At 56.9% G+C, this 1,077-nt stretch carries 1 protein-coding gene; it reads right to left on the reverse strand.

Going from position 1 to position 1,077, the window contains the following annotated elements; genetic code table 11:
* Window positions 1-978: flagellin (locus tag OP496_RS17920; protein ID WP_280565295.1), on the reverse strand; the 978-nt coding region annotated here is incomplete at its 3' end.
* Between the last annotated feature and the right edge of the window lie 99 nt (window positions 979-1,077).

Genomic DNA, 1,077 nt, shown 5'->3' on the forward strand with positions numbered 1-1,077 from the left:
GGCTGAGGTGAGGTTGGTCTCAGTGGTGTTCAGATTGGTGATGGCCGAGTCGAAGCGGTTCTGTAGGGCACCCAGTTCGGAGCGCTGGCTGTCGACTTGGCTGATGGCAGAGTCCAGTGAGTCGAGGGGGGTTTCGGTTGCTGTTGTCTCGGGGTTGGATGTCAGTCCGTCGTTCTCGACGTAGACAGCATCGCCGCTATTACTAGGATCAGTAACCTCACCCTCGGCTGAAATGTTGATGGGGTCGGCATCGGCACTATCGATACTCGCCGTACTACCGCTAGCGCCAGCATCGCTAATCTCTGTTTTCAGGTCAGCGACGCTGATTGGATCACCATCTTCACCAACACCGCTACTGCCGGATTGTGTCCAAGTGTCGCCATCGGACTCGTAAGTTGCTGCACTGCCACCGCTACCAACGGTTACGCTATCACCACTAGCTGCTTGGCCCAGTACATCGGAGACGGAAGCTTCAGAGCTGCCATTCACATTGAAATTACCCAGATCCAGTGTCTCGGAGTTGACTTCTTTGAGGTTCATGGTGATGGTCTGGCCATCTTCGGAGCCGACCTGGATGGACATTTCCTGATCTTTGGCGAGAACGTCGACGCCGTTGAAGCTGGTTTCCTCGGAGATACGGTCGATTTCACCCAAGCGCTGGTTGATCTCGTCCTGAATGGAGTTCAAATCTTCCTGGCTGTTAGTGCCGTTTTCGGCCTGAACGGTCAGTTCACGCACGCGCTGTAGGTTGTCGTTGACCTGGTTGAGAGCGCCTTCGGTGGTCTGCGCGACGGAAATACCGTCGTTGGCGTTGCTCTGCGCTTGGCTGAGGCCGTTGATCTGGCTGCTCATGCGGTTGGCGATGGCCTGGCCGGCGGCGTCGTCGGCGGCGCTGTTGATCTTCAACCCCGAGGACAGACGCTCCATGGAAGTGGACAGGTCATTCTGTGACTGGCTCAGGTTCTGCTGGCCGATCATGGCCGTGATGTTCCTTCCTCTCTGTTTGGGCTCCATTGGCCCGCCGTCGGTAAAACCGGGGGCTTGCCATAACGGCGCCGTTGGCCGTTACCTCATTTA

This window comes from Chromohalobacter sp. 48-RD10, assembly GCF_029889785.1.
GTDB lineage: Bacteria > Pseudomonadota > Gammaproteobacteria > Pseudomonadales > Halomonadaceae > Chromohalobacter.